The organism is Zhihengliuella sp. (assembly GCF_031178195.1).
Taxonomy (GTDB): domain Bacteria; phylum Actinomycetota; class Actinomycetes; order Actinomycetales; family Micrococcaceae; genus Zhihengliuella.
In genome coordinates this window covers 262,726-284,980 of record NZ_JAPSJL010000001.1, presented here as the reverse complement: position 1 = coordinate 284,980, position 22,255 = coordinate 262,726, and the positions used below count along the sequence as shown (strand labels likewise).

General features: G+C 71.9%; 17 protein-coding genes and 1 pseudogene. 8 read left to right on the top strand and 10 right to left on the bottom strand.

The features are described from left to right. Nucleotides 1-70 precede the first annotated feature (70 nt). The 4 genes and pseudogenes from rhaI (at nt 71) to RIN46_RS01225 (ending at nt 5,895) form a co-directional block, all read left to right on the top strand. Complete coding sequence (gene rhaI / locus RIN46_RS01240) at nt 71-1,252, top strand: L-rhamnose isomerase (protein ID WP_309080606.1); 1,182 nt, start codon at nt 71-73, stop codon at nt 1,250-1,252. Further along, nucleotides 1,249-2,136 (top strand): annotated as a pseudogene (locus RIN46_RS01235) (alpha/beta hydrolase fold domain-containing protein); the annotation flags it as partial. The gene rhaI and the pseudogene RIN46_RS01235, both read left to right, overlap by 4 nt. 147 nt (nt 2,137-2,283) lie before the next feature. Then, entirely contained in the window at nt 2,284-4,344 is a 2,061-nt protein-coding gene (locus RIN46_RS01230; protein ID WP_309080837.1) for a bifunctional aldolase/short-chain dehydrogenase, read from the top strand. A 60-nt stretch (nt 4,345-4,404) separates the two neighbouring features. Beyond that, nucleotides 4,405-5,895 carry a rhamnulokinase family protein gene (locus RIN46_RS01225; protein WP_309080838.1) on the top strand — a complete coding sequence of 497 codons (1,491 nt, stop codon included), beginning with the start codon at nt 4,405-4,407 and terminating at the stop codon, nt 5,893-5,895. Between the two features lie 170 nt (nt 5,896-6,065). On the opposite strand, the gene RIN46_RS01220 is transcribed toward RIN46_RS01225, so the two are convergent. The 5 genes from RIN46_RS01220 to RIN46_RS01200 all read right to left on the bottom strand — a co-directional run bounded on the left by RIN46_RS01220 (nt 6,066) and on the right by RIN46_RS01200 (nt 10,359). Then, nucleotides 6,066-6,389: a hypothetical protein gene (locus RIN46_RS01220; protein ID WP_309080607.1), complete on the bottom strand. Its 324-nt coding sequence runs from the start codon at nt 6,387-6,389 to the stop codon at nt 6,066-6,068. Nucleotides 6,390-6,391: 2 nt separating this feature from the next. After that, complete coding sequence (locus RIN46_RS01215) at nt 6,392-7,393, bottom strand: hypothetical protein (protein ID WP_309080608.1); 1,002 nt, start codon at nt 7,391-7,393, stop codon at nt 6,392-6,394. A 274-nt stretch (nt 7,394-7,667) separates the two neighbouring features. After that, on the bottom strand, nt 7,668-8,849 hold the full coding sequence (locus RIN46_RS01210) for a trypsin-like serine protease (protein WP_309080609.1): 1,182 nt from the start codon (nt 8,847-8,849) through the stop codon (nt 7,668-7,670). Between the two features lie 227 nt (nt 8,850-9,076). After that, nucleotides 9,077-9,670 carry a DinB family protein gene (locus RIN46_RS01205; RefSeq protein WP_309080610.1) on the bottom strand — a complete coding sequence of 198 codons (594 nt, stop codon included), beginning with the start codon at nt 9,668-9,670 and terminating at the stop codon, nt 9,077-9,079. Nucleotides 9,671-9,747: 77 nt separating this feature from the next. Beyond that, nucleotides 9,748-10,359, bottom strand: coding sequence for a DinB family protein (locus tag RIN46_RS01200; RefSeq protein WP_309080611.1), 612 nt, complete (start codon nt 10,357-10,359; stop codon nt 9,748-9,750). 61 nt (nt 10,360-10,420) lie between these two features. On the opposite strand from RIN46_RS01200, the gene RIN46_RS01195 reads away from it, so the two are divergent. Further along, on the top strand, nt 10,421-11,467 hold the full coding sequence (locus RIN46_RS01195) for a YafY family protein (RefSeq protein WP_309080612.1): 1,047 nt from the start codon (nt 10,421-10,423) through the stop codon (nt 11,465-11,467). Nucleotides 11,468-11,587: 120 nt separating this feature from the next. On the opposite strand, the gene RIN46_RS01190 is transcribed toward RIN46_RS01195, so the two are convergent. The 5 genes from RIN46_RS01190 to RIN46_RS01170 all read right to left on the bottom strand — a co-directional run bounded on the left by RIN46_RS01190 (nt 11,588) and on the right by RIN46_RS01170 (nt 16,670). Further along, nucleotides 11,588-12,937, bottom strand: a complete 1,350-nt coding sequence (locus RIN46_RS01190; RefSeq protein ID WP_309080613.1) for an MFS transporter — start codon at nt 12,935-12,937, stop codon at nt 11,588-11,590. Between the two features lie 7 nt (nt 12,938-12,944). Continuing rightward, complete coding sequence (locus RIN46_RS01185) at nt 12,945-13,310, bottom strand: L-rhamnose mutarotase (protein ID WP_309080614.1); 366 nt, start codon at nt 13,308-13,310, stop codon at nt 12,945-12,947. Between the two features lie 401 nt (nt 13,311-13,711). Further along, nucleotides 13,712-14,353 carry a lactate utilization protein C gene (locus RIN46_RS01180; protein WP_309080615.1) on the bottom strand — a complete coding sequence of 214 codons (642 nt, stop codon included), beginning with the start codon at nt 14,351-14,353 and terminating at the stop codon, nt 13,712-13,714. Then, nucleotides 14,350-15,825: a LutB/LldF family L-lactate oxidation iron-sulfur protein gene (locus RIN46_RS01175; RefSeq protein WP_309080616.1), complete on the bottom strand. Its 1,476-nt coding sequence runs from the start codon at nt 15,823-15,825 to the stop codon at nt 14,350-14,352. Before RIN46_RS01175 ends, RIN46_RS01180 begins: the two co-directional genes overlap by 4 nt. Continuing rightward, nucleotides 15,822-16,670, bottom strand: a complete 849-nt coding sequence (locus RIN46_RS01170) for a (Fe-S)-binding protein (protein WP_309080617.1) — start codon at nt 16,668-16,670, stop codon at nt 15,822-15,824. Before RIN46_RS01170 ends, RIN46_RS01175 begins: the two co-directional genes overlap by 4 nt. Before the next feature lie 215 nt (nt 16,671-16,885). Between RIN46_RS01170 and RIN46_RS01165 the strand changes: the two genes are divergently transcribed. From RIN46_RS01165 to RIN46_RS01155, 3 genes are all read left to right on the top strand, one after another. Further along, on the top strand, nt 16,886-18,685 hold the full coding sequence (locus tag RIN46_RS01165) for an L-lactate permease (protein WP_309080618.1): 1,800 nt from the start codon (nt 16,886-16,888) through the stop codon (nt 18,683-18,685). A 106-nt stretch (nt 18,686-18,791) separates the two neighbouring features. Continuing rightward, the gene (locus RIN46_RS01160; protein ID WP_309080619.1) at nt 18,792-19,529 is read left to right on the top strand and encodes an FCD domain-containing protein; all 738 of its coding nucleotides are present in this window, start codon (nt 18,792-18,794) and stop codon (nt 19,527-19,529) included. A 287-nt stretch (nt 19,530-19,816) separates the two neighbouring features. Beyond that, entirely contained in the window at nt 19,817-22,186 is a 2,370-nt protein-coding gene (locus RIN46_RS01155) for a SulP family inorganic anion transporter (RefSeq protein WP_309080620.1), read from the top strand. Nucleotides 22,187-22,255 lie beyond the last annotated feature (69 nt).

The window sequence follows — 22,255 nt, the reverse complement described above, 5'->3', positions numbered from 1 at the left end:
CACTTGACAGGATGTCCGCCCCATCCTACATTTGAATCGTATTTCTGAAACGATTCAAAGGGGCAATCCCATGACCGCACTGTCCGCCGCCGGCTTGAGCGCCATCGCGCCGCAGCTGGAGCGCCTGGCCATCGAGGTCCCGTCGTGGGCCTACGGCAACTCCGGCACCCGCTTCAAGGTCTTCACCACCCCGGGCACGCCCCGCACCGTCGAGGAGAAGATCGCCGATGCCGCCCAGGTCAACCGGACCACGGGCCTGGCCCCCGCCGTCGCACTCCACATCCCGTGGGACAAGGTGGACGACTACGCGGCACTGCGCCGCTACGCCGAGGACCTGGGCATGACCATCGGGACCGTCAACTCCAACACGTTCCAGGCGGACCAGTACAAGTACGGCTCCCTGACGCACGCGGACGCCGCGGTCCGCCGCGCGGCGATCGACCACCACCTCGAGTGCATCGAGATCATGACCGCCACGGGCTCCAAGGACCTCAAGATCTGGCTCGCCGACGGCACCAACTACCCCGGGCAGGGCGACATGCGCCAGCGTCAGGACAACCTGGCCGAGTCGCTGGCGGAGATCTACGCCGCGCTCGGCGACGAGCAGCGCATGGTGCTCGAGTACAAGTTCTTCGAGCCGGCGTTCTACCACACGGACGTCCCGGACTGGGGTACGTCCTACGCCCAGGTGGCGGCGCTGGGCGACAAGGCCAAGGTCTGCCTCGACACCGGCCACCACGCGCCCGGCACCAACATCGAGTTCATCGTCATGCAGCTGCTGCGCCTCGGCAAGCTCGGCTCGTTCGACTTCAACTCGCGCTTCTACGCGGACGACGACCTGATCGTCGGCGCCGCCGACCCGTTCCAGCTCTTCCGCATCATGGCCGAGGTCGTGCGCGGCGGCGGCCTGGACGAGGGCACGGACCTGGGCCTGATGCTGGACCAGTGCCACAACATCGAGGAGAAGATCCCGGGGCAGATCCGCTCCGTCCTCAACGTCCAGGAGATGACGGCCCGCGCGCTGCTCGTGGACCAGGACGCCCTCGCCGAGGCCCGCGGCAACCAGGACGTCCTGGCGGCCAACGCGGTCTTCATGGACGCCTTCTACACGGACGTTCGCCCGGCGCTGGCCGAGTGGCGCGAGTCCCGCGGCCTGCCCGCGGACCCGCTGGCCGCCTATACCGAGTCCGGCTACCAGGCCCGGATTAACGAGGAGCGCCAGGGCGGGCAGCAGGCCAGCTGGGGCGCATGATCCGAGACCTGGTGCTCGACGGACCGCACGGGGGCCTCCCCGTGCGGACCTACCTGCCGGCGGGCCCGGAGTCGTCCGACGGCGGCGGGCGGGTGCCGCGGCCGCCCTCGGCCCCCGCTCTGGTCTGGGCGCACGGCGGTGCATTCGCCGTCGGCGACCTGGACATGGCCGAGGCCGACTGGGTGGCCCGCAGACTCGCCGAGCGCGGCGTCGCGGTCGTCTCGGTCGACTACCGGCTCGCTCCGCTCAACGGCGAGGCCCGCTGGGGCGGCGAGGTCCGCCCGGGCGTCCACTTCCCCGTGGCGCTCGAGGAGATCGTCTTCGCTCACGCCTGGACGCGCCAGCACGCGCACGAACTCGGTGCCGACCCGGCCCGGGTCGCCCTCGGTGGCGCGAGCGCCGGTGCGAACCTGGCGGCCGGCGCCACCCTGCGCCTGCTCGCCGGCCACCGACAGGTCGCCGGGAAGGGCTCGGACGGGTTCGACGCCCCCGCCGGACCCGTGGCCTCGGTGTCCGGGACCTCCGCCCCCGACACCTCAGTGCCCTGGCGCGTGCTGCTGGCCTACCCGACCCTCCACGCCATCCAGCCACCGGTCGGGGAGGAGCTCCGGTCCGCCCTGGCCGAGGCGGGACTGACCGACCAGTTCGCCCCCGCGGTCGTGCGGGCGTTCTACGAGAACTACCTTGGCTCGGCCGGTCCGGCCGAGAGCGCTCCCTTCGAGGCCGTGCCGGGCACGGCGACGATCGAGCAGCTCGCCGGCTTCCCGCCGTCGTGCATCACCGTCGCCGAGCTCGACGAGCTGCGGGTCTCCGCCGAGGCCTTCGCCGCGACGCTCCGCGAGGCCGGGGCCGACATCGAGCTCGCCGTCGAGCCCGGCGCCACGCACGGCTACCTGAACCGCCCTCACGAGGCGCCGCGCGCCGTCGACACCGTCGAGCGTTTCGCCGCCCTCCTCACCGGCGACCGCCCCCTTCCCCCATCAGCTACGAATACCGCGACTTTCGCACCTCTCTCACGAAGGAAAGAAGCCATGAGCACTGAGACGCCGCAGAGCCAGACCCACCAGACGGTCGCCGATCTGATCGCACGGTCCAACCGCCTGGGCGCCGACAAGCGCAACACCAACTACGCCGGCGGCAACACCTCCGCCAAGGGCACCGAGCAGGACCCGGTGACCGGCGAGGACGTCGAGCTCCTCTGGGTCAAGGGCTCCGGTGGAGACCTCGGCACCCTGACCGAGCAGGGCCTGGCCGTCCTCCGCCTGGACCGCATGCGCGCGCTCGTGAACGTGTACCCGGGCGTCGAGCGCGAGGACGAGATGGTCGCCGCGTTCGACTACTGCCTGCACGGCAAGGGCGGCGCCGCCCCCTCGATCGACACCGCCATGCACGGCCTGGTCGACGCCGCCCACGTGGACCACCTCCACCCGGACTCCGGCATCGCGATCGCCACCGCCGTCGACGGCGAGAAGCTCACCGCCGAGATCTTCGGCGACCAGGTGGTCTGGGTGCCGTGGCGCCGCCCCGGCTTCCAGCTCGGCCTGGACATCGCCCGGATCAAGGAGCAGAACCCGCAGGCGATCGGCTGCATCCTCGGCGGCCACGGCATCACCGCCTGGGGCGACACGGCCGAGGAGTCGGAGCAGAACTCCCTGCACATCATCCGCACCGCCGAGCAGTACATCGCCGAGCACGGCCGCAAGGACCCGTTCGGTGCCGCGAAGTCCGGCTTCGGCGCCCTCCCCGAGGCGGAGCGCCGCGCCAAGGCCGCCGCACTGGCCCCGGTCATCCGCGGCCTCGCCTCCACCGACAAGCCGCAGGTCGGCCACTTCACCGACGCCCCCGAGGTCCTCGAGTTCCTCGGCTCCGAGCGTCTGGCCGAGCTCGCCGCCCTGGGCACCAGCTGCCCGGACCACTTCCTGCGCACCAAGGTCAAGCCGATGGTCCTCGATCTCCCGGCGGACGCCTCCATCGAGGACGCCAAGGCACGCCTGGCCGAGCTGCACGCCGCCTACCGCGAGGACTACGCGGCCTACTACCACCGCTACGCGGACGATTCCTCCCCGGCCATGCGCGGCGCCGACCCGGCGATCGTCCTGGTCCCGGGCGTGGGCATGTTCAGCTTCGGCAAGGACAAGCAGACCGCACGCGTCGCCGGCGAGTTCTACGTCAACGCCATCAACGTCATGCGCGGCGCCGAGGCCGTCTCCACGTACGCCCCGATCGACGAGTCGGAGAAGTTCCGGATCGAGTACTGGGCACTGGAGGAGGCCAAGCTGGCCCGCATGCCCAAGCCCAAGCCGCTGGCCACCCGCATCGCCCTGATCACCGGCGCCGCCTCCGGCATCGGCAAGGCCATCGCCGAGCGCCTCGCCGCCGAGGGCGCGTGCGTGGTCATCGCCGACCTGGACCTGGAGAAGGCCCAGGCCGTCGCCGCGGAGATCGGCTCCACCGACGTCGCGATCGGCGTCCGCGCCGACGTCACCAGCGAGGACGAGGTCGCCGCCGCCGTCGATGCCGCCGTCCTGGCCTTCGGCGGCCTGGACCTCGTGGTCAACAACGCCGGCCTCTCCCTGTCCAAGTCCCTCCTGGACACCTCGGTCAAGGACTGGGACCTGCAGCATGACGTGATGGCAAAGGGCTCTTTCCTCGTCTCCCGTGCCGCCGCCAAGGTGCTGATCGCGCAGGACATGGGCGGCGACGTCGTCTACATCTCCTCCAAGAACTCCGTGTTCGCGGGCCCGAACAACATCGCCTACTCGGCCACCAAGGCCGACCAGGCCCACCAGGTCCGCCTGCTGGCCGCCGAGCTCGGCGAGTACGGCGTCAAGGTCAACGGCATCAACCCCGACGGCGTGGTCCGCGGCTCCGGCATCTTCGCCGGCGGCTGGGGCGCCAAGCGCGCCGCCGTGTACGGCGTGGAGGAGGAGGACCTGGGCAAGTTCTACGCGCAGCGCACCCTGCTCAAGCGCGAGGTGCTCCCGGAGAACGTCGCCAACGCGGTCTTCGCGCTCTGCACCGCGGACCTGTCCCACACCACCGGCCTGCACATCCCGGTCGACGCCGGCGTGGCCGCCGCGTTCCTGCGCTAGGCGACGGCGGTGAGTACGACGACGTCCGGTCCGGGCGCGCACGCCGCACCGGGCGAGGCGATGATCGCCGTGGACATCGGCGCCTCGTCGGGGCGCGTCATCATCGGACGGCTGGTCCCGGGCGACGCCGGGCGGCCGGGGCGCCTGGCGATGGAGATCGTCCACCGGTTCCCGAACGGCGTGACCGAGATCGACGGCACCCTGCACTGGGACGCCCGGGCGATCCACCGCGAGGTGACGGACGGGCTGAAGGCCGCTGCCGCCGTCGTACGGGAGAGCGGCGAGCGCGTGGTGTCGATCGGCATCGACACGTGGGCCGTGGACTACGGGCTGCTCGACGCCGACGGCGAGCTCGTGGCCCCGCCGCACGCGTACCGGGACGGCCGGACCGAGCCCGTGGTCGAGCGCGTGCACGCGGCGATCCCGCCGGAGCGCCTCTACGCGATCGGCGGGCTGCAGTTCCTGCCGTTCAACACCGTCTACCAGCTGGCCGCGGAGCGGGATCTGGCCGGCCAGCGCGCCCTGATGATCCCGGACCTGCTGGCCTACTGGCTGACCGGGGCCGAGCGGACCGAGGAGACCAACGCGTCCACCACGGCCCTGTTCGACGCGCGGGAGGTCGCCTGGTCCGCCGAGGTATTCGAGGCGATCGGGGTGCCGCAGGTGTTCGCCGACCTCATCGCGCCCGGGGAGGCCTACGGGACGCTCCTGCCGGAGGTCGCCGCGGAGACGGGGCTGGACCCGGCCGTGCGCGTGGTGGCCGTCGGCTCGCACGACACGGCCTCGGCCGTCGTGGCTGTACCAGCCGGGGATCGCGAGTTCGCGTACGTCTCCTCCGGAACCTGGTCGCTGGTGGGCCTCGAGCTGGACGAGCCCGTGCTGACGGAGGAGAGCCGCCGCGCCAACTTCACCAACGAGCGCGGGGTGGACGGGACCATCCGGTACCTGCAGAACGTCGGCGGGCTGTGGCTGCTGCAGGAGTGCACGCGGGCCTGGGCCGAGGAGGGCCGGGAGCAGCCGCTGGCCGACCTGCTGGCCGCCGCCGCGGCCCTGCCGGCCGGCGGGCCGGTGGTCGACGCGAACTCCCCGGAGTTCATCGCGCCCGGCGGCATGCCGGCGCGGCTCCGTGCCGCCGTGGAGTCCGACGGCGGGAGCGTGCCGGAACCCGCAGCGTCGACGGCCGACCCGGGCCGGGGGAGCGCGCCGTCGGCGGCCCGGGGCCCTGTCGACGCCGACCAGGCCGCGACCGTCCGCTGCATCATGGACAGTCTCGCCGCCGGCTACGCGGCGTCGCTGCGGCAGGCGTCGGAGCTGTCCGGGAAGCGGCCGGAGGTTATCCACATCGTCGGCGGGGGTTCGCAGAACGCGCTGCTGTGCCAGCTGACCGCGGACGCCACGGGGCTCCCGGTGCTCGCCGGGCCGGTCGAGGCGACGGCGCAGGGGAACCTGCTGGTCCAGGCCCGGGCGGCCGGACTCATCGCGGGCGGCCTGGCCGAGCTCCGCGCGTCCGTCGCCGCCGACCCCGTCCGCTACGAGCCCTCGGAGCGCTGACCGCCCCGCCTGCGGGCGACGTAGCGCAGATGAAGACGCAGTGCCGAGGACGACGCAGTGCAGACGAAGGCGCCCCGGCCGGGAGAGGCAGTGAACCTCTCCCGGCCGGGGCGTCGCCGGACAACGGCCCGGCAGCTCGCGCGCGGGCCCTCGGCGGGGGACGGCTCCGGTCAGCCGGAGTCGCCCGACCGCCCGGAGGGGCCGGGCGACTGCTCCGACGGACCGGGGGACCGGCCGCCGTCGTCCTGCGACGGCTCGCCGTTATCCCCGGATGCGGTGTCCCCGTGCTCGGCCGCCGGGTCCCCGGACGCCCCGTCCCGCCCGGTGCGTGCGTCCTCGGGGGCGTCGTCGTCGCCGTCCCCGGGGCTCGGCAGCACCATCTCGCGAGGCGTCGCCTGACGCCGGCGCTCGCGGGTGAAGTGGGCGATCTGCTCGTCCGGGCTCGCGACGATGCGGTGCTCGGCCGGCGGATCCTGGTCCGGGTTGTCGATCATGTCTAGCTCTGGGCCTGCTGGTAGGCGTTCTGGATGTCGGTGCCGAAGTACGGTCCGAACATCGTATTGCGGACGCCGGAGTAGCCGAAGCTGTTCACGGAGTTCTGGTAGCCGTTGGTGCCGGCGCCGATGAACCACGGGCCGCCCGAGGAGCCGCCGGTCATGTCGCAGGGGATGCCCTGGGACTGCGTCTGGCCGTACGGGTCGTCAGTCGCCTTGCCGTAGCAGGACTCGAGCGTCTCACCATTGAAGGGGCGGGCCGCCGGGTATCCGTAGGCGCTGTAGGTCAGACCGCGGGCCTGGTTGAACGCGACCCCGGAGGCGCCGACGGTGTCGGTGAGGGTCCGGCCGTTGACCGGGGCGACGACGGCGAAGGCGCCGTCGTACGTGATGTCGCCCTGGTTGGCCCACTGCGGGGTGGTGTGCAGCTCGGTGGCGGCCCACGTCCCGTAGGGTGCCGAGCCGTTCTCGTAGGCGGGGACGAAGACGAAGCGCGAGGCGAAGCCGCCGGGGCCCTCGTTCAGGCAGTGCCCGGCGGTGGAGACCGTCGACTCGTTGACGGAGACCACGGCGTTGGCTGAGCAGACGTAGTCGGAGCCGTTCATGGTAAAGAAGACCTTGCCGATGTGGGAGACCGGGGTCTCCGAGGTGTTCTTGGTCGGCTTGGCCTTCTGGACCGGGCGCTCGCCCTTGATCTTGGTCGGCGCGCCGATCTCGATCCTCGGCTTGGACTTCTTCTTGTCATCCAGCAGGACCTCGGCGGACGTGGCGTTCTTCATGCGCTCCGGCGTCCAGTAGGAGACCGCCGAGGACGCCTCCTGCTTCGAGATGCCCTTCGAGACGGTCCCGGCACGTTCGCTCGGGTCGGCCGCGGCCGCCTGCGTGCCGCCGACCAACAGGGCGGCGCCCAGCGCCACGGCGCCGAGGATGCTCGCCGCTCGGCGCCGGCCAGAGGCCGGCCGGCCCTCGTCGGGACGGCGCGGGGTGGATGCTGCTGCGTTCATGGGTCCTCCTAGAGGTGGTGGATTTTCCAAATCGTGACCTGGTTCACAGTCGGGTCACGGACAGAGTCAAACAAGAAGACGGAACTTTGACTAGCCCCTTGAGCAAAAGAACCTGAAAAATCGACGCTCGTCCCGGGCTCGGCAGCGCGGCAGGGGCGTCGTTCCGCGGATGTCGGCGGTGGCACGACGACGGCGAGCGGGGGCCGGGCAGGCCGGCCCGGCCCCCGCTCGCCGTGGGTTCGAGGCGATCCCGTGCGGTGTCGCGACGCCCGGGCTAGCGCTCCGCCTGCTGATAGGCCCGCTGGATGTCGCTGCCGAAGTACGGCCCGAACATGGTCTCCCGGTCCGAGTAGCGGAAGCTGTTCACGGAGTTCTGGTAGCCCCCGGAGCCATCCCCGAGGAACCAGGGGCCGCCGGATGAGCCGCCGGTCATGTCGCACGGGATCCCCTGCGAGGCGGTCTGGCCGTGCGGGTCGTCGGTGGCCGTGCCGTGACAGGACTGCAGCGTCTCGCCGTCGAACGGTGCCCCGGCCGGGTAGCCGTAGGCGGTGTAGGTCTGCCCCCGGGCCTGGTTGAACGCGAGGCCGGACGCTCCCACCGTGTCGGAGAGGCTCGCCCCTTCCTGCGGTGCGACGACGGCGAACCCGCCGTCGTAGGAGAGGTCGCCCTCCGCGGCCCACTGCGGTGTGGTGTGCAGTTCCGTGGCGGCCCACTTGCCGTACGGGGTCGAGCCGTTCTGGTAAGCGGGGACGAAGACGAAGCGGGAGGCGAAGGAGCCCGGGCCGTCGTGGAGGCAGTGTCCGGCCGTCGCGACGGTCGACTCGTTGGCGGAGGCCACGGCGTTGCCGGAGCAGACGTAGTCGGAGCCGTTCATGGTGAAGAAGACCTTGCCGATGTGGGGTACGGGAGTCTCCGCGGCACCCGCAGAGGCAGGTTCGGTGGTCGTGCCGTCCGACTGCGTCTCCGCCTCCGGCGCGCCGCCGGCGCCGGAGCTGTCCTCGAGGACGGGGGTGTTGCCCCGGATCCTGGTGGGCTGGCCGAGCTCGACGGAGAGGTTCAGCAGGGTCGTGGAGGGGATCTTGTCCGCGACGAGGGCATCCGCAGTCTGGGCCAGGCGCATCCGCTCGGGCGTCCAGTAGGCGACCGCGGCGGCGGCCTCCTCGGCGGCGACCACCGCGGAGACCGAGCCTCGGTCCTCCTGCGGCCCGAGGTCGACCTCAACCTCGAGCCCGACGCTGTCCTCGCCGACGCCGAGCCCGACGCCGCCCGCCAGCGATCCGAGGAGGGACGCGGAAGCTGGCTGGATTCCCCCGAGGAAGAGCGCAGCCGCCGCCGCGAGGGCGCCGGCGGTCCGGGCCGCCCGCCGGCGGCGGCCGGGGGACGGGCGGGCGGACGAATCGGTTGGGCGGGGCGAGCCGCGTTCGGTTCGGGTCTCGTGGGGCGGTTGCGGTCGCATGTGGCTCCTCCTCGGAAGGCGGTCGGCATCGGGTCGCGTGCGCACGGGCACAGCAGGGTGCGCCGCCCGGGCGGAGCCCCTCCCGAGTCAAGCAAGCCTGGGAGGGCGCTGACCAGACGTTTGAGGCAATCCAGAGACGAAGAACCCGGATCCACCGCACTGCCCGATGCCGTGCCGCCGGACGTGGTGCGGCCCGACGCCGGAACGCCGTGGCGGGAGGGGCGTCGTCACGCCGGCTGCCACGGCTTGAGCCAGGGCGTCTCTGCCATCCCGTCGATGCCGGCCATGAGCTCGAACCAGGTGGCGCCGTCGACGCTCTCGCGGATGATGTCCGCGTGGCCCGCATGGCGGGAGAGCTCCTCGATGAGGTGCCCGAGTACCCAGCGCACCGACCAGGCCTCGATGTCGCGGGGAAACCAGGGTGCGTTGCGCGGCACCGGCACGTCGGCGTCCAGGTCTGCCGCCTGGACGATCGTCTCGGTGATGCGCTCCTGCTCGTCGAGCGCGGCGAGCAGTCCCTCGAGCGTGTCCGCCTCGGACATCCGGTACTGGGCGGCGTACGCGGCGGCGGCCTCCTCGAACGGGACGGAGTCGGCGGCGGGGTAGCCGGGCGCGGCAGCGATCCGGTCCACCCACCCGGCCTCGCACGCTGCCGCGTGCTTGATCAGTGCCCCGACCGAGAGTGTGGACGCGGTGGGGGCCAGGCGCGCCTGATCGTCAGTCAGGCCGTAGGCGACGGTGCGGAAGTTCTGGTGCTGCTGATTCAGGAAGGCGAGGAGGGAGGACTTCTCGTCGGCGACGGGGCCGGGCATGGCGGGCATGGTGGTTCCTTTCAGAGGGGCTGGATCGGCCGCGGAGGGTCGGTGGGGAGGGGGCGGCCGGGGCCGGGCGGACGGCGTCAGTCCGTGCCGCCGGCTCGATGGACGTAGAGGTCGCGCAGGAGCGCGATCTCGGCTCCGTGGTGGATGACCTCCCGGTTGATGTGCAGGACGAGGTCGGCGAGCGGGCTTTGCGCGTACGGCCCCTCGGCCGGGCCGCAGCGGCGGAACAGCCCGTCCTCCCCGAGGCCGCGGACCCCGGAGACCCAGCGCGCGTAGACGTCGTCCAGCTGCTCCAGCGCCGCGGCGGAGGTGCCGGCGTACTCATGCGTCCGATAGTCGATGGCGGGGCCGCCGAAGTGGCTCGCGTTTCGGGCGCCGAGGACGCCGACGATCAGATGACCGAGCCGCCACGCGATGGTCGTCACGGGCGGCGGCGTCGGCTCGGGGAAGGCGAAGTCGATGGTGAAGTCGCCGGCGCCGCCGGTCAGCGCGCCGTCGAACGCCGGCCCGCTCTCCCCGCGGGGCCTCACGTCCCAGCAGTCGGGGACGGGCTCCCAGCGGTACTCGTGGTCGGTCAGCCCCTCGAGGCGGGGCCGGAGAGCCACCCGCCAGTGGACGTCGAGCTGCTCGACCAGGCGCTCGTTCCAGCGGTGTTCGAGGGTCTTGTGGACGGTGTGTTCTGTTTCCATGACTCCACTTTGACCTCTATATAGGACAGGATCTGTCCGCTGTCCGTGGGAGGCTGTGGACATGGCCGAGACATTGCAGCGCGCGCTGCGCCTGCTCAACCTCCTGCAGTCCCGACCGGTCTGGTCCGGCACGGAGCTCGCGGCCGAGCTCGGGGTGACCACCCGCTCGGTGCGCCGCGACATCCAGCGCCTGCGGGACCTCGGGTATCCGATCCGGGCCGAGCAGGGCGCCGCCGGCGGCTACCTCCTGGAGGCTGGCCGCGCGCTGCCGCCGCTGCTGCTCGACGACGAGGAGGCGATCGCCGTCGCCGTCGGGCTGCGGCTGGCCACCGGCGGCAGTGTGGCCGGGGCGGGGGAGGCGGCGGTGCGCGCCCTCGCCAAGCTGGATCAGGTCCTGCCCTCGCGGCTGCGCGGTTCGGTGGAGGCCGTCGCGCAGTCGACTGTCTCGCTCGACGGTTCGCGCGCGGCCGGCGAGTCCGTGCCCTCGGCGACGCTGGTGGAGATCGCGCGGGCGATCCGCACCCCGGAGCGGATCGTCTTCGACTACGCCACGGCGTACGGGCGCCCCTCCGATCTGGCCGAGCGGCGCGCGGAGCCGTACCGTCTGGTCTCGGCGGGGCGGCGCTGGTACCTGATGGCGTACGACGTCGACCGGGACGACTGGCGGACCTTCCGTCTGGACCGCGTGGGCACGGTCCGCAGGACGGGGTGGCGGTTCCGCCCGCGCGAGGCGCCGGACCCGGTCGAGTTCGTGGGCCGGGCGATCTCCTCCAGTCCCTACCCCTCCGTGACGCGGATCCGGGTCGAGGCGCCGGCCGCCGAGGTCCGGGCACGCGTGCCGGCCGTTGCGGCGACCATCGAGCCGGACGGGCCGGACGCGTGCGTGCTCACCGCCGGGGCGTCGTCGCCGGACTTCGTGGTCTTCCACGTCGCGCGGCTCGGCTTCCCCTGCCGCATCCTCGAACCGGCCGACGCCGCAGCGGCGGCCGCCCGGCTCGGCGAGCAACTGCTCGCCATGACGGGGGACGGGCCGACGGCCCGCGAGTCGATCGACGGCGGCGCCACGGGCAGCGGCCGACGGCCTGCGACGGGCGGCGGGGGAGGCTGACCGTCCGACCGCGCCGCGGGCGTCACCACCGAGACGCGCGAGCCCCGGCCGCGACCAGCCTCGAGGGGAGAGGGGGTACTGGTCGGGCCGGGGCTCAGTTCCGGTGCTGAGGCGTGCCTGCTAGCGGGTGCCGGCTGCCGGCGTCGTGCTGGAGACGTCCGCCGGGCTCTGGCCCGGGGCGGTCCCGTAGCGCTCGGCCTCGATCTCCTCGAGGGTCCGGCCGCTGGTGTTCGGCGCGCCGATCGCGCCGATGACCAGCGCGGCGACGAGCAGGGCGATCATGACGGAGCCGACGAACGGCACGCCCTGCTCGGCCAGCATGGTCGGGAACCAGTAGCTGAGCACGCCCACCAGGATGCGGGCGACGAAGAACAGGACGCCCTGCGCGCTGGCCCGGTAGCGGGTCGCGAACATCTCCGCGGCCCAGAGGGCGTAGAACGCCTGGGCGCCGATGCCCGCCGAGACGCCCCAGAGGACGGCGAAGACGATCAGCAGCGGCATGGTGATGTGCGCGAAGACCAGCAGCACCCACGCGGCGATGCCGAGCGCGGCGCCGACGATGTAGAGCTTCCGGCGGGAGACGCGGTCGCCGTACTTCATGAAGCCCCAGTAGGTGGCGGCCACGGTGCAGGTCCAGAGGAGGACCTGGAGCAGGTTCTGGTGCGTCCCGGACTCCACGCCCGCGGTCTCGTACACGCGCGGCATGAAGATGCCCATCTGCCCCGCGACCAGGTTCCACAGGGCGTAGACGCCGGTGAGGAACAGCAGCGCCTTCAGGTTGCCGCGGTTGAAGAGCAGCTCGCGGTAGTTGCGCCGCGGCATGCCGGTGGACGCCTCGGAGGCGAGGCGCTCCGCGTTGGACTTCTTCCAGGTGTCCGACTCGGCGAGGCCGCGCCGGACCCACCAGGTCACGAGCGCGACGACGAACAGGTGCGCGAAGATGATGCGCGACCCGAGCAGGCCCAGCGGCACCACGATGGTGGCGAAGAGGAAGACGAGCGCCGGGCCGAGCGACCAGGCGAGCTGCGCCGAGCCGACGTGCTTGGCCCGGTCCGTGGCCGGGGCCTCCTCGGCGATGTACGTCCAGGCGACGGGCACGCCCGCGCCGACGGCGATGCCGGTCAGGACCACGCCGGTCAGCAGCATCGCCGGGTGCGCGGCGAAGACCACCAGCAGGGTGCCGAGCATGTAGACGACGAGGTCGTACGTGTAGATGAACTTGCGGCCGTACCGGTCGCCGAGCTGGCCGCCGATGAGCGCGCCGACGGCGGCGCCGAACGCGTTGGCGCTGACGGCGGCGACGAGTCCGACCATGAGGTTGGAGAAGCCGAAGTAGTCCTGCCAGAAGGTCAGGGACGTGGCCAGGGCGATGATCGAGCCGGCCTCGATGTAGTTGGACATGGCGACGGCGATGGTCGCCTTCCACCCGCTGATGTGCGGGCGGCTGCTGCTCTGTGCTGGAGCGGACATGCTGTTCCTATTCGGGGAGGCGGAAGTAGGGGAGCAGCGCCTCCTGGACGCTGCCCTCGACGAAGAACTGCGCCATCTCGGCCTGCCACTCGGCGTTGACGGGGTCGGCACCCATGGCGGCCTGGGCCGCCGCGACGTCGTCGGCCTCGAAGTAGCCGACCACCAGGCCGTCGGCCTCGCGCAGGAAGAGCGTGTAGTTGCGCCAGCCGTGGCGGCGGAGCGCGTCGAGCATCCGCGGCCAGACGCGCTGGTGGACCTCGACGTACTCGGCCAGCCGCTCGGGCCGGATGTGCAGCAGGAAGCAGGCGCGGGTGGCGGTGACATCCGGGCCCAGCTCGACCAGGTCGGCGATCGTGCCGCTGGTGGCGTCCATGCAAACTCCCTCGTTCGGATTCGACGGCCGGCCCCCGGTGCATGAATCGTTTCATGATTCGAATGCACGGGGTCCATGTGGTGGCGGGTCGGTCCGCCCGGGGCGAGGCGGGTGCCGGCGGGACTCCCGCCCGAACCGATACCCGGTTGACCGGCCTCACGTGGACCTGTGACCTCAGTCTCCTGTGATCGCGGTCCAGTCTACTCGCATTTTGAGACGTTTCAACTCGCGGGGCGGGGCCGGGGGGCGGGCCCTTTCCGACCTGCTGGTCTCCGGCGCAGTGCGCCCCCGGAGGACCGGGGCGTCGAACCGTCGTTTCGGGGGACCGGACGCCCCAACCGTCCCTCGAAACGACGGTTCGCCGACGCTCGCTGCCCCGAAGGCGGCGCGGGACCGGCGGGCTACAGGTCGGTGACGATGACGACGTCGAGGTCGCGCGGTCCGTGCACGCCCTCGACGCGCTCCAGCTCGATGTCGCTGGTGGCGCTCGGCCCGGAGATCCAGGTCTGCGGGCGGGTGATGTCCAGGCGCGGAAGCGCCTCGGGCAGCAGCTGCACGATCGTCGACGCCGGCACCACGCACACGTGGTGGTCCGGCACCAGCGAGATCGCGCGGCGGCCCATCTCCGCCGAGCCGTCGAGGATGATGGTCCCCGACTCCGCGACGGACACCGCCGAGGACGTGACCACGGCCGACGTCGTGTCCAGGTCCGTCACGGACAGCGGCGCGGGCACCGCGTCCACCACCCGGCGGGGGTCGGCCGCCAGCGCCGGCGTGCCCCACCACGGCGACTCCGCCAGCCCGGGCGGGACCACGTAGGACTCGGCGGCGGCGAGCCGCCGCTCGAGCGCCGCGGGGAGGTCGGCGGAGACGACGACGTCGACGTTCGCCTTGTAGTCCACGAGCCGGTCGACGAGCATCTCGACGAGTTCCTCGCCCGTCAGGTCGGCCTCGCGCCGGTAGGTCCGCTGCACGGTCGGCGCCACCGGGGCGTCCGCGAGCGCCGCATGGATGCGGCCCAGGATCTCCTCGCGCGCGCTCATGCGCGGCCCTCCTTCTTCCACCAGTCGCGGAACGACTGCGCCGGGGGCGCCGGGATGTCCCGCGACGCCGTCCAGCCGCCGGCGAGCTTGCCCGGCAGCTTCTTGATCTTCTTGTCCCGTCCGGCCAGCAGGCGTCCCAGGGGCAGCCCCTTCTCCGCCAGCGCCAGCATCCGGCCGGAGCTCAGCACCATCTCGGCGCCCTTCATCAGCAGGTCCATCTCGGTGGGCATCCTCCGGTGCGCGTGCTGGGCCTTGACGTCCTCGCCGCGCAGGTGCACCAGGATCTCGGGGATGTCGATCTTGACCGGGCAGGCGTCGTAGCAGGCGCCGCAGAGGCTGGAGGCGTAGGGCAGCGAGCCGTTGTCCTCGGCCTCGATCCCGGTCATCAGCGGCGAGAGGATCGCGCCGATGGGCCCCGGGTAGGTGGAGCCGTAGGCGTGGCCGCCGGTCCGCTCGTACACCGGGCACACATTCATGCAGGCGGAGCAGCGGATGCAGTTCAGGGCGGTGCGGCCGTACCGGTCGGCAAGTGCGTTGGTGCGGCCGTTGTCCAGCAGGACGATGTGTACGTCCTGCGGCCCGTCGTCGGCGGTCGCCCCCGTCCACAGGGACGTGTAGGGGTTCATGCGCTCACCGGTGGACGAGCGTGGCAGCAGCTGCATGAACACCTCCAGGTCCTGCGCGGTGGGCAGGACCTTCTCGATGCCCATGACCGTGATCAGCGTCTCCGGCAGCGTGACGCACATGCGGCCGTTGCCCTCCGACTCGACGACGCCGAGCGTGCCCGTGTCCGCGAGCGCGAAGTTGGCGCCGGAGACCGCCACGCGCGCCGAGAGGAACTTCCGGCGCAGGTGCGCGCGGGCGGCCATGGCGAGTTCGGCCGGGTTGTCCGTCAGGGCGGGGTCGACGTCGGGCATCTCGCGCAGGAAGATGTCGCGGACCTCGGTCCGGTTCCGGTGGATCGCGGGGACGAGGATGTGGCTGGGCTTGTCGTGGCCCAACTGGACGATCAGCTCGGCGAGGTCCGTCTCGAAGGCGGGGATCCCCTGCTCCTCGAGGTGCTCGTTGAGGCCGATCTCCTGGGTGGCCATGGACTTGACCTTCACGACCTCCGGCGAGCCGGTGGCGCGGACCAGATCGGTGACGATCCGGTTGGCCTCGTCCGCGTCGCGCGCCCAATGGACGGTGCCGCCGCGGGCCGTGAAGTTCCGCTCGAACTCCTCCAGCAGGGCCGGCAGGTTCGCCATGGCGGCGTTCTTGGTGTCGGCGCCGGCCTGGCGCAGATCCTCCCAGTCCGGCAGCTCGCCGACCACGCGGAGCCGCTTGTCGCGGATGGTGTGGGTGGCGTGGCGCAGGTTGGCGCGCAGCTGCGGGTTGGTCAGCTCCGCCCTGGCCGCCTTCGGGAAGGGGAGCTCGGCGTGCAGGTTGCCGCGGCCGGGGACGCCCGGCATCCCGACGAAGGTGGTGCTCATCGTGTCGCTCCCGTCGTCGTCCCGGTCGCCGTGCCGGTGGTCGTGGGGGTGCCCGTGCCCGCCGTCGTGCCACTCGAGTCCGGCAGCCGGGCCGGATCCTCGAGCGTGCTGGCGAGGATCTCCGCGAAGTGCAGCGTGCCGGCGGCCGCGCCGGAGCGGGACAGGCCGCCGCCGATATGCAGGAGGCAGGACGCGTCGCCGCCCGAGCAGAGGGAGGCGCCCGTGGAGCAGATGTTCCGGGCCTTGTCTTCGAGCATGGCGCTGGAGACCTCGGAGTTCTTCATCGCGAACGTGCCGCCGAAGCCGCAGCACTGGTCTGCCTCGGGGAGTTCGACGACGTCGATCCCGCCGACCGTCCTCAGCAGGTTCAGCTGGCGGTCGCCGAGGCGCAGCAGGCGCATGCCGTGGCACGAGGGATGGTAGGTGACCGTGTGCGGGAAGTGGCTGCCGAGCTGCGCGGCGGCGTCGGTCACGCCGAGCACGTCGACGAGGAGCTGGGAGAGCTCGTACGTCTTGGCGCCGATCGTCTCGGCGCGGGTCTTGAGCCCGGCGTCGCCGCTGCGCTCGGCCAGCATGGGGTGCTGGTGCTTCACCGAGGCGACGCAGGACCCGGAGGGCGCCACCACGACGTCGTACTCGTCGGCCTCGAAGGCGCGGACGTGGTTGGCGACCACCTTGGTGGCGGCGTCGAAGTATCCCGAGTTCGTGTGCATCTGGCCGCAGCAGGCCTGGCCGGACGGGAAGACGACGTGGTGGCCGAGGCGCTCGAGGATCCGCACCGTGGCGCGGGCGACGCGCGGGTACATGGCGTCCACGATGCACGTGGCGAAGAGGGCGATTCGCATGGAGGGCTTCTCTCGGTATGTGGTCAGACCATAGTAGGCACGCTTCTGCAGTGGCGTCCACCACTCCACCGGGCGCCGTCCGGGGGTGACGTGCCTCACGTCCTGGGTTATGCTTCTGTGGTCGGACCATTGTGGTCAGACCATACCTTCGCCGTCTCGGCGCGACCTCGCGGGACCCCCTCGCAGCGCGGGACTGGTCAGAGAGGACCAGAGATATGGACAACCTGGCTGTACTCGCGCTCCTGGCGCTCGCGCCGATCCTGGTGGTCGGCGTGCTCCTCGCCGGCCTCCGTTGGCCGGCGAAATACGCCATGCCCGTCGGCTACGTCGTCGCCATCGTCGTGGCGATGCTGGTGTGGAGGATGGACTTCTCCGGCATCGTGGCCGCCTCGCTCGAGGGGCTCGTGGTCGCCGGGACCATGCTCTACATCGTGTTCGGCGCCCTGCTGCTGCTCTCGACGTTGACCGTCGGCGGTGCGATGTCCACGATCCGCGCCGGATTCAACAACATCTCCCCGGACCGCCGCGTCCAGGCCATCATCATCGGCTGGCTGTTCGGAAGCTTCATCGAGGGAGCCTCCGGCTTCGGGACAACCGCCGCCGTCGTCGCACCGCTGCTCCTGGCGATGGGCTTCCCGGCCATGGCCGCCGTGATGGTGGGTCTGATCGTGCAGAGCACCCCCGTCAGTTTCGGGGCCGTGGGCACGCCCATCCTGATCGGCGTCAACCAGGGACTCGGGGGCGATCCCGCCGTCGCGGAGCGCGTCGAGGTGCTCGGCCTGACCATGCCCGAATTCGTGAACGCGATCGGCTTCCAGGTCGCCGCGATCCACGCCGTCGTCGGCCTGCTCATCCCGCTGCTGCTCGTCTGCATGCTCACCGGCTTCTTCGGTCCGGAGCGGCGCTTCCGCGACGGCCTGGCCATCTGGCCGTTCGCCCTCTATGCATCCGTCGCAATGACTATCCCTTCGGTGCTGACCGCGAAGTTCCTCGGGCCGGAGTTCCCCTCGCTCTTCGGCGGCCTCCTGGGCCTGGTGATCGTGATGTACACCTCCAGCCGCGGGTTCCTGATGCCCCGGGACACCTTCGATTTCGGCCCCGCCTCGGGCTGGGAGGCGCGCTGGACCGGAACGCTGGAACCGGCGAAGGCCGCCGACCTGTCCGGGATGAGCACGCTCCGCGCCTGGGCGCCCTACGTTCTGATGGGCGTGCTGCTCGTTGCCTCCCGCGTCATTCCGGATCTCAAGGAGTTCCTCGTCGGGCTCGCCATCCCCGTCGAGGACATCCTGGGGACGGGCATCAGTACGACTGTGCAGCCGTTCTACCTTCCGGGCTTCATGCTCATCCTCGCCGCGGTGTTCGGCTTCGTGCTGCACCGCATGAACCGGGAACAGATCGCTCGCGCCTTCAAGGTCTCCGCGGGGCAGCTCTTCGGCACCGCCGTTGCGCTCCTGTTCGCGCTGCCGCTGGTCCGAATCCTCATCCAGTCCGGCCCGGAGCTCAATGCGTCCGGCCTCTCCAGCATGCCCGTCACGTTGGCCGAGGCCGCCGCCGCGGTCTCCGGCGGTTCCTGGCCCGCGATCGCCCCCTGGGTCGGTGCCCTCGGCGCTTTCGTCGCGGGCTCCAACACCGTGTCCAACTTGACCTTCTCTCAGTTCCAGTTCTCCACCGGGGCCCAGATCGGCGTCCCGCCGGAGACCGTCGTCGCCGCGCAGGCCGTGGGCGGTGCGGGTGGCAATCCGATCTCCATCCACAACATCGTCGCCGCGTCCGCCACCGTTGGGATGCTGGGCCGTGAGGGCGACCTGCTGCGCAAGACCGTCATCGTGACGATCTACTACTGCCTGGCCGCGGGAACGCTCGCACTCTTGATCATCCACGGGCTGGGGCTGAACCTCGCGACGGCCATGCTGGTCCTCCTGTTGGCCGGCATCGCCGTGGCGATCCGGTGGATGCTGAAGCAGCGGCCGCGGCTGGTTGCCCCGCAGCCGACAGGCCGGTCCTCGGTAGGCTGAACGCACGCACGCCTGCCGCGGCAGGTGAAGCCGTCGGCACGCAACGAGGGGAGGGGGGTGCGCGGGTTCCGGGCGCGCTCCCTCGTCCGTGTGCGAGGATTAATCGGTGAACAGCCAGCCCCCCAAGCCCTCCAGCCCGCGGGCCTACGAGGCCGTGCTCGAGGCCATCGAGGCGGAACTGCGCTCGGGCGCGCTGAAGCTGGGCGACCAGCTCCCGGGAGAGCGCGCCCTGGCCGAGATGCATGGCCTCTCGCGGGCGTCGGTCCGGGACGCCATCCGGATCCTCGACGTGCTCGGCGTCGTCCGGACCGCCACCGGTTCCGGCCCCAGGTCCGGCGCCGTCGTCGTGTCGCGTCCGGCGGCCGGGCTCGCCGCCGCGTTGCGGATGCACGTCGCCACGCGCCAGCTCCAGGTCGAGGAGATCGTACAGACCCGCATCCTGCTGGAGTCATGGGCCGCGGGGGCAACAGACCTCGAGGCCGATCCGGAGCGGAGCCGCTCGGTCCTCGACGAGGCGGCGGAGCTCCTGCGGGCCATGGAGGACCCCGCGACGCCGCGCAGCGAGTTCCACGACCTCGACTCGCGGTTCCACGTGCTCCTGACCTCGTTGGCCGGCAATGCCGTGATCGAGGCGATGATGGAGTCTCTGCGCCTGTCCATCCGCGACTACGTGGCCGAGTCGATCAACAGTGAGGCCGACTGGGACCGTGTGGTCGGCACGCTGCGCGCGCAACACCGGGAGATCCTCGGGGCGGTCTCCGACGGGCGCCGGTCAGACGCCGCCCGGCTGGTCGCCGAGCACATCGTCTGGTTCCACGATCAGGTGGCCGACTCGAGCCGCTGACGCCGAGCGCAGCGCGTCTCCTCCGGCGTGCAGAATCCTCACTCGCCCCAGAGCGGCCCGTTAGTTTATTCGGCACGTAATTTTCCGGTCATGAACGGAATTACCTGTCCCTGTTAATTCTCTGGGTTCTAATTCCCTGTCATTCCGGACAGAATCCCTGGTCACCAGGCGTAACACGAGGCATGAAGGCCTCCTTCTCATTCTCGGCTCATCTTCCAAAAATACGTTGACGGCGCCGGGCCGGACGGGCCCGGGAAACAACACCGAAGATGCACCAAGGAGTAGCCGTGTCCACTTCCTCCAGTTCTCCGCCGGCGACGTCCCGCGCCCGCTCGCAGGACCCAGGAGTCGTCCCCGGGTGGCGGGTCTGGCTCCGCCACGACGCCCGCTTCGACGTGCCGGCGTCCCTCGTCGTGTTCCTCGTGGCCGTCCCACTCTCGCTCGGCATCGCTGTCGCCTCCGGCGCCCCGGTGGCCGCCGGTCTGATCGCCGCCGTCGTCGGCGGGATCGTGGCCGGCCTGTTCGGCGGATCCGTCCTGCAGGTGAGCGGGCCGGCCGCCGGCCTCACGGTGGTGGTCGCCGAGGTCGTCGCCCAGTTCGGCTGGGCCGCGACCTGCGCCATCACCGCCGCCGCCGGCATCCTGCAGATCGTCCTCGGCGTCACGCGCCTGGGACGGTACGCCCTCGCCATCTCGCCCACCGTGGTCAGTGCGATGCTTGCCGGCATCGGGATCTCGATCGTGCTCGGCCAGCTCAATGTGGCGCTCGGGGGCAACTCGGAGTCGAGCCCCCTGGCCAACGTCGAGGCGGCCGTCGCGAACGCCGCCGGGATGAATCCGCACGCCGTCGTCTCGGCGGCCGGCGTCGTCGTCCTCCTCCTGCGCTGGCCGCGCATGCCCGCGCGGGCGAGGGCCGTTCCCGGCCAGCTGGTGGCCGTCGCAGCGGTCACGGTCGCCGCCGCCCTCTGGCTGCCCGGCGCCGAACGCGTGGACCTCGGCGGCGATCTCTCCGACGCGCTCGGGAACGTGGCGCTGCCGGAGGGCACCCCGCTGGCCGTGGCCGGCGCGGTCCTGACGATCGCGTTGATCGCGAGCGTCGAGAGCCTGCTCTCCGCCGTCGCCGTGGACAAGCTGCACCAGGGACGCCGGGCGGACCTGGACCGCGAGCTGGTGGGTCAGGGCCTGTCCAACTCCGCGTCCGGCCTGCTCGGCGGCCTCCCGGTGACGGGCGTGATCGTCCGCAGCTCCACCAACGTCGCCGCCGGCGCCCGGACCCGGGCCTCCGCCGTGCTGCACGGGGTCTGGGTGCTCCTGTTCGCCCTGGTCCTGGTGGGGCTGATCGAGCAGATCCCCCTTGCCGCCCTGGCCGGGCTCCTGATCGTCATGGGCGTGAATCTGGTGCGGCGCCGCGACATCGCGCAGGCCCGGGCGCGCGGTGAGCTCTGGATCTACGCGGTCACGGTGCTCGGCGTCCTCCTCCTGAACCTCATCGAGGGCGTCCTGCTGGGGCTGCTGGCCGCCGTCGCCCTGGTCCTGTGGCGGGTGCTCCGCCTGACCGTGGACGTCCGCCGCGCCGGCGAGGCCCCGGACGGCCGGGAGCTGTGGCTCGTCGACCTCCGCGGCAGCCTGACGTTCCTCGCCATGCCGATGGTCCTGCGGCACCTGCAGGCGCTGCCCGAGGGCCAGGTCGTGGAGGTCGACCTGCTGGTCGACTACCTCGACCCGGCCGCGCGCGACCACCTCTCCGACTGGGTGGCCCGCTACGAGCAGCGCGGCGGGGACGGCGATGGGCACGACGACGCCGCGCACCACGGCGGGCACGATCGCACCGGCCGCGGTCCTACCGGGCCCGCCTCCGCGACGGGGCTCGCCGTCTCGCCGGCCGAGCGTCCGCGGAAGGCGGCGCCGGTCAGCCCGCGCGGGCTGCTCCCGTGGGGCTCGTGGCTGAGGTCCTCGCGCGGTCCGGCCGAGGCGCATCCGCTCGTCGCGGGTGTGCGCGAGTACCACCGCCGGCAGGCGCCGCGGCTGCGGGACGTGTACCGGGGGCTGGCCGCCGGGCAGGAGCCGCGGGCGTTCTTCCTCGGCTGCGTGGACTCGCGGCTGGTCCCGAACCTGATCACGAGCAGCGGCCCCGGCGACCTGTTGACTGCCCGCAACATGGGCAACCTCGTGCCGGGCACCGAGGCCTCGGTCTCCGCGCCGCTGCTCTTCGCCGTCGACGAGCTCGGCGTGGACACCGTGATCGTCTGCGGCCACTCGTCCTGCGGCGCCTTGAGGGCCGTCCTCGCGGAGCCGGCCGCCGGTGCCGCTCCGGGGCCGGTCGGGGACTGGCTCGCGCACGCGGCGCCGGCGATCCGGTCCTGGCGGGCGGGGCACCCGGTCGGCGCCCGCGCCGCGGCAGCCGGACTGGGCGAGCACGACCAGCTCGCCCAGGTGAATGTCGCCGTCGCGCTGGACCAGTTGGAACGCCTGCTGGACGGTCGGGACGTCCGCCTGATCGGCCTCTTCCTGGACGTCGCCGATGGCACGCTGCAGGTCCTGCACGGCGACCGGTTCGAGCCGCTCACCGACGCGGAGGCCGACCTCCTCCGAGGCGCCCCGGGGACGTTGTCCACAGGTCGGCGCCAGGGGTCGAAACCGCCGCTGCCCGCCGGATAGGTTCGGACGGCCCACCCGACGACCCGCCAGGAGCAGCCGTGACCGCCACCCGCACCGTCCCTTCCAGCA

Excerpts from the sequence above, each read along its gene's own strand:
- rhaI (WP_309080606.1), top strand. The coding sequence starts at position 71 with ATGACCGCACTGTCCGCCGCCGGCTTGAGCGCCATCGCGCCGCAGCTG.
- RIN46_RS01230 (WP_309080837.1), top strand. The coding sequence starts at position 2,284 with ATGAGCACTGAGACGCCGCAGAGCCAGACCCACCAGACGGTCGCCGAT.
- RIN46_RS01225 (WP_309080838.1), top strand. The coding sequence starts at position 4,405 with ATGATCGCCGTGGACATCGGCGCCTCGTCGGGGCGCGTCATCATCGGA.
- RIN46_RS01220 (WP_309080607.1), bottom strand. The coding sequence starts at position 6,389 with ATGATCGACAACCCGGACCAGGATCCGCCGGCCGAGCACCGCATCGTC.
- RIN46_RS01215 (WP_309080608.1), bottom strand. The coding sequence starts at position 7,393 with ATGAACGCAGCAGCATCCACCCCGCGCCGTCCCGACGAGGGCCGGCCG.
- RIN46_RS01210 (WP_309080609.1), bottom strand. The coding sequence starts at position 8,849 with ATGCGACCGCAACCGCCCCACGAGACCCGAACCGAACGCGGCTCGCCC.
- RIN46_RS01205 (WP_309080610.1), bottom strand. The coding sequence starts at position 9,670 with ATGCCCGCCATGCCCGGCCCCGTCGCCGACGAGAAGTCCTCCCTCCTC.
- RIN46_RS01200 (WP_309080611.1), bottom strand. The coding sequence starts at position 10,359 with ATGGAAACAGAACACACCGTCCACAAGACCCTCGAACACCGCTGGAAC.
- RIN46_RS01195 (WP_309080612.1), top strand. The coding sequence starts at position 10,421 with ATGGCCGAGACATTGCAGCGCGCGCTGCGCCTGCTCAACCTCCTGCAG.
- RIN46_RS01190 (WP_309080613.1), bottom strand. The coding sequence starts at position 12,937 with ATGTCCGCTCCAGCACAGAGCAGCAGCCGCCCGCACATCAGCGGGTGG.
- RIN46_RS01185 (WP_309080614.1), bottom strand. The coding sequence starts at position 13,310 with ATGGACGCCACCAGCGGCACGATCGCCGACCTGGTCGAGCTGGGCCCG.
- RIN46_RS01180 (WP_309080615.1), bottom strand. The coding sequence starts at position 14,353 with ATGAGCGCGCGCGAGGAGATCCTGGGCCGCATCCATGCGGCGCTCGCG.
- RIN46_RS01175 (WP_309080616.1), bottom strand. The coding sequence starts at position 15,825 with ATGAGCACCACCTTCGTCGGGATGCCGGGCGTCCCCGGCCGCGGCAAC.
- RIN46_RS01170 (WP_309080617.1), bottom strand. The coding sequence starts at position 16,670 with ATGCGAATCGCCCTCTTCGCCACGTGCATCGTGGACGCCATGTACCCG.
- RIN46_RS01165 (WP_309080618.1), top strand. The coding sequence starts at position 16,886 with ATGGACAACCTGGCTGTACTCGCGCTCCTGGCGCTCGCGCCGATCCTG.